Source organism: Endozoicomonas sp. SESOKO1 (assembly GCF_024606265.1).
Taxonomy (GTDB): domain Bacteria; phylum Pseudomonadota; class Gammaproteobacteria; order Pseudomonadales; family Endozoicomonadaceae; genus Endozoicomonas.
In genome coordinates this window covers 1-1,108 of record NZ_JAHHPP010000401.1, presented here as the reverse complement: position 1 = coordinate 1,108, position 1,108 = coordinate 1, and the positions used below count along the sequence as shown (strand labels likewise).

Genomic DNA, 1,108 nt, shown 5'->3' with positions numbered 1-1,108 from the left:
TGTCGTTTATGGGTAAAGGGGGGGCGATTCGTGCGCTGTGTATTCACGGCTGTCAGGCTCCCTGAAGATCTCTGGCAGCCCTGGCTTCGTTGATGGCCTTGCGCTTTTCGATAATGGCATCCATGGCACTGCTACCGGTATGATGCGGGTAACCCGGCTTGTGGCTGCGCCATTGTGGATCAACGGTGACCACCTGCTGATAAAAGTTGTCGTTGGTGGCCGCCACGTAGTGTTTAAAGCGCTCACGCATATCTGCCAGAACATCGGCATAGGCCGGATCTTTGACCAGGCTGTAGTTCTCACCGGGATCTTTATTCAGGTCAAACAGCTGCTCGTCGTTGTTCTCACGGTAAACGGTGTATTTGTAATCTTTGGTGCGCAGCATACGGGCAGGCATATCCGTGGTGCCTTCACGTTCACTGAACCACTGGCTGACTACCTCTTCACGCCAGTCAGACGGGGTTTCACCCCGTACCAGTGGCATCAGGCTGCGGCCATAAATGCCTTCTGGTGCTGTCAGTCCTGCGTAATCGCACAGTGTTGGCACCAGGTCACACAGGGAGCCCAGGGCATCAATGGACTGACCCACCGGAATGCCCGGGCCTGCCATGACAAAAGGTACATTACTGGTCTCTTCATAGAAGAAAGCGTGTTTGGTCACCAGACGATGGCTGCCCATGGCATCCCCATGGTCACTGAAGAAGACCACCAGGGTGTTGTCTGCCTTACCGGATTTTTCCAGGGCTTTCAGCACCTGACCAATACAGGTATCACCCATACCGGTGTAGTGGTAGTAGGCTTTCAGATACTGCTGATAATTTTTCTCACTCCAGTGGGCGGCCTGTTTTACCCGGAAATGGTTACAGCACTGATAGGCGACACCAGCAGGCAGGCTCTCCCAGTCCAGAACTTCAAAGTTTTCCGGCAGTTCAGGCAGTTCGCCGATACCCGGAATATCACCGTGTGGTCCTTCAAAGGCGCCTACCCAGCTGCAGATGTTATGGGGGTTATTGAATTCTACCGCCAGCAGGAATGGCTCATCACCGGGATCCTGAAAAAACTCCAGGGCTTTCTGCATGGTAAACAGGTCTTCCCGGGAGTCGTAATC

1 protein-coding gene is annotated in these 1,108 nt (G+C 53.8%); it reads right to left on the bottom strand.

Going from position 1 to position 1,108, the window contains the following annotated elements:
• Positions 1 to 52: 52 nt before the first annotated feature.
• Positions 53 to 1,108: sulfatase/phosphatase domain-containing protein (locus KDK13_RS18305; protein WP_257286439.1), on the bottom strand; the 1,056-nt coding region annotated here is incomplete at its 5' end.